The sequence below is a fragment of the Mammaliicoccus fleurettii genome, from assembly GCF_003970575.1.
Lineage (GTDB): Bacteria > Bacillota > Bacilli > Staphylococcales > Staphylococcaceae > Mammaliicoccus > Mammaliicoccus fleurettii.
In genome coordinates, this window is sequence record NZ_RXWZ01000196.1 from 1 (window position 1) to 1,217 (window position 1,217).

The following is a 1,217-nucleotide window of genomic DNA, read 5'->3' on the forward strand; positions in this document are numbered from 1 at the left end:
AGTAAAAATTATAACTTTTATGGATATTTAATTGATACTAAAAGAGAATCTTCTGACAAATATATAAATAAAAAGTTATTTGCAAAAGCTCAATATAAATTAAGTAATGGGAAAACTTATTATTCATTATACGATAATAAAGATAATTGGATTGGTTATATTGAGAACAAAGCAGTAAAAATATTATAAATGTTATTCATGTAAGGAGAGATGTTTATGTTAAAGAAAGTATTTTTATCAACTTTGTTATGTACAATTGTAAGTGCTCCTATTGTAGGGAAAGTGAATGCTGAGGAATTGAAGGAGAATAAACCTGTTAAATATGTATTTAAATCAAGTGGTAAGGCTGCTCCTATATACATTAATTCTGATGGTTCAATGAGTATTCCAGAAAAAGAAATATTAGAAGTTAAGACTCCAGATCCAGAGGATTTTTATATTATTAAGAATGGTGTCAAAACAAATGAAGTAAATCCAAAATATAAACATATATCTGATCAATGGAGATACTTTGAATTTTATGCTTCGAAAGGCAGAGTAAATGACTTGGTTGTAGGTGAACATCCTAGACCTTTAGATGGTATTAATTTTGACCCTAGTGCTGACAATCATTATTCATATAATCAAACAAATATGCAAAAACCTGGACAACAAAGTAATACAAAAATCCCTAATGGCAATCAAGAAAAGCCACATAGTCCAGGTCAACTAGCTTCTGATAACAAAGATAAACCGACTAAAAAAGATCCAAATAAAGATAAAAATGATGACAAAGAAGTAAATACAAATACAGGAAAAAAATATGATAAAAAAGCAGAAACTCCTAAAAATACAGTCGTAAATAAAGATAACAAAGTGGCTGTAAACGATAAGAAAGTTAAACAATCAGCTAATGAGCAAAATAAAACAGATATGAATACAAATAAATCTGAACCTAAATCTTCTGAAACAGCTAAACAAGATAATAATAAAGATGTAAAGTCTAAGGAAGAATCTGTAAATAAGGTTAAATCAAAAGAAAACAAATCTAATAAATCGCAAAAAGAATTACCGAAAACAGGTGAAAATGATAACGTGATATTACGTTATGTATTATTTACTTTTGCGGTATTATCTGCAGTTGGTATATTTAGTTTATCTAGAAAAGTTAAATCATAATTAAAAGTATCAATAATTAGATTTATGAATTATTTTTTAGAGGTTAAGTAACTTAATGT

Annotated in this window: 1 protein-coding gene and 1 pseudogene; both read left to right on the plus strand. The window is 26.9% G+C overall.

Features of this window, described 5'->3' with window-relative positions; all coding sequences use genetic code 11:
* Positions 1–189, plus strand: a pseudogene (locus CD129_RS13275) (trypsin-like serine peptidase); the annotation flags it as partial.
* A gap of 27 nt (positions 190–216) precedes the next feature.
* Positions 217–1,158 carry an LPXTG cell wall anchor domain-containing protein gene (locus CD129_RS12070; protein WP_160149116.1) on the plus strand — a complete coding sequence of 314 codons (942 nt, stop codon included), beginning with the start codon at positions 217–219 and terminating at the stop codon, positions 1,156–1,158.
* Positions 1,159–1,217: the final 59 nt, after the last annotated feature.